Origin of the sequence: Herbaspirillum sp. UBA812 (assembly GCF_002296545.1) — a bacterium.
Taxonomy (GTDB): Bacteria; Pseudomonadota; Gammaproteobacteria; order Burkholderiales; family Burkholderiaceae_D; genus Herbaspirillum; species Herbaspirillum huttiense.
Genome location: NZ_DBIC01000187.1, coordinates 10,289 through 12,786 on the forward strand (window position 1 = coordinate 10,289; position 2,498 = coordinate 12,786).

At 62.9% G+C, this 2,498-nt stretch carries 2 protein-coding genes; both read left to right on the forward strand.

The window, feature by feature from the left end:
- Positions 1-211: 211 nt before the first annotated feature.
- Complete coding sequence (locus B3873_RS12560) at positions 212-1,156, forward strand: sugar ABC transporter substrate-binding protein (protein WP_286866431.1); 945 nt, start codon at positions 212-214, stop codon at positions 1,154-1,156.
- Between the two features lie 92 nt (positions 1,157-1,248).
- On the forward strand, positions 1,249-2,498 hold a 1,250-nt coding region (locus B3873_RS12565; RefSeq protein ID WP_286866432.1), incomplete at its 3' end, for a sugar ABC transporter ATP-binding protein.

Genomic DNA, 2,498 nt, shown 5'->3' on the forward strand with positions numbered 1-2,498 from the left:
CTTGCCGGCGCTCCCCGCCGTTCGCCGTTTCGGCGGTGGAGAAGGGCTGCGGCGGGCTTCCTCACGCAATCTTCGAGGATGAAAAAAAGCTGCATCGCGGCTTTATTTTCTGATTTTGCGGTGCTATTCTCCAATCCGCGCAAACGTTTGCGCACTTATAACGGCGTCTATCTTCTAGGAAACGCCGGCAACATCAATACTGGAGACCCAGATGAACAAATTCACCCGCCGCCATTTCGCCATCGCCGCCCTGGCATGTGCAGTCCTTCCCGGTGCCGCCATGGCACAGACTCCGGCCAAGCCCAAGGTGGCCCTGGTCATGAAGTCGCTGGCCAACGAGTTCTTCCTGAACATGGAGAACGGTGCCCGCGAATACCAGAAGGCCAACGCCAGCAAGTTCGATCTGATCGCCAACGGCATCAAGGACGAGCAGGACACCGCCAACCAGATCAAGATCGTCGAGCAGATGATCGTTTCCAAGGTCAATGCCCTGGTGATCGCCCCGGCTGACTCCAAGGCCCTGGTGCCGGTGGTCAAGAAGGCCATCGACGCCGGCATCATCGTGGTCAACATCGACAACAAGCTGGACGACGCCGCCCTGAAGGAAAAGGGCATCACCGTGCCGTTCGTGGGCCCTGACAATCGCAAGGGCGCCAAGCTGGCCGGCGACTACCTGGGCAAGCAGCTGCAAAAGGGTGACAAGGTCGCCATCATCGAAGGCGTGTCCACCACCTTCAACGCACAGCAGCGCACCCTGGGCTTCCAGGATGCGATGAAGGATGTCGGTGCGAATGTCGTGACCGTGCAGTCGGGCCAGTGGGAAATCGACCAGGGCAACAAGGTCGCCGCCTCGATCCTGAACGCGCATCCGGACATCAAGGCCATCCTGGCCGGCAACGACAACATGGCGCTGGGCGCCGTGGCCGCCATCCGCGCCGCTGGCAAGACCGGCAAGGTGCTACTGGTCGGTTACGACAACATCAACGCCATCAAGCCGATGTTGAAGGATGGCCGCGTACTGGCCACCGTAGACCAGTTCGCCCAGCAGCAAGCCGTCTTCGGCATCGAGACCGCCCTCAAGGCCGTGACCGAGAAGAAGCTGCAAAGCGCCCTGGGTGGCGTGGTCGAGACCAAGGTCTCGCTGGTCACCAAGTAATACCGACGCTCTCTGGCGTCTTCTCTGCAAGGTACCTGCGCCCATGACCGGGCGCGGGGCTTTGCCTCTCCCTCCTTGTGCGCTACAGAACCATGCAGCCCAACGACTCTCCCTCCCAAGCTTCGCCCTTGCTGACCTTGTCCGGCATCGGCAAGAGCTACGCCGCACCGGTGCTCGATGGCATCGACCTGGACCTGCGTCCGGGCCAGGTGCTGGCCCTGACCGGCGAAAACGGCGCTGGCAAGAGCACGCTCTCCAAGATCATCTGCGGCCTGGTCGACGCCAGCGCCGGCGGCATGACGCTGGATGGCCAGCCCTATCAACCGACATCGCGCACGCAGGCTGAAGGCCTGGGTATCCGCATGGTGATGCAAGAACTGAACCTGATCCCCACGCTGTCGATTGCCGAAAACCTGTTCCTGGAAAAACTGCCGCGCCGCTTCGGCTGGATCGACCGCAAGAAGCTGGCCGAGGCCGCTCGCGCCCAGATGGAAGTGGTCGGACTCGGCGAGCTGGACCCGTGGACCCCGGTCGGCGACCTCGGCCTGGGCCACCAGCAGATGGTCGAGATCGCCCGCAACCTGATCGGCAGCTGCCGCTGCCTGATCCTGGACGAACCCACGGCCATGCTGACCAACCGTGAGGTGGAGCTGCTGTTCTCGCGCATCGAGCGCCTGCGCGCCGAAGGTGTGGCCATCATCTACATCTCGCACCGGCTGGAAGAATTGAAGCGCATCGCTGACCGTATTGTGGTCCTGCGCGATGGCAAGCTGGTCTGCAATGACGACATCGGCCGTTATTCCACCGAGCAACTGGTGCAACTGATGGCCGGTGAGCTGACCAAGGTTGACCTGGATGCCGAACATCGCCACATCGGTGCTCCGGTGCTGCGCATTCGTAGCCTCGGGCGTGCTCCAGTCGTGCAGCCGGCCAGCCTGGCGCTGCATGCCGGTGAAGTGCTTGGCATTGCCGGCCTGATCGGCTCCGGCCGGACCGAACTCCTGCGCCTGATCTTTGGCGCAGACCGTGCCGATCAGGGCGAGATCTTCATTGGCGACAGCCAGCAGCCTGCGCGCATCCGCAGTCCCAAGGATGCGGTCAAGGCCGGTATCGCCATGGTCACCGAAGACCGCAAAGGGCAGGGCTTGCTGCTGCCCCAAGCCATCAGCGTCAATACCTCGCTGGCCAATCTGGGCAGCGTGAGCCGCGCTGGCATGCTCGACCACGCGGCCGAGAGCAGCGTGGCGCAGGACTATGTGAAGAAACTGCGCATCCGCAGCGGCAGCGTGGCGCAAGCCGCCGGCGAACTGTCGGGCGGCAACCAGCAGAAGGTGGTGATCGC

What these genes read in the sequence shown, in the direction of transcription:
- B3873_RS12560 (WP_286866431.1), top strand. Translation starts at nt 212, where the DNA reads ATGAACAAATTCACCCGCCGCCATTTCGCCATCGCCGCCCTGGCATGT.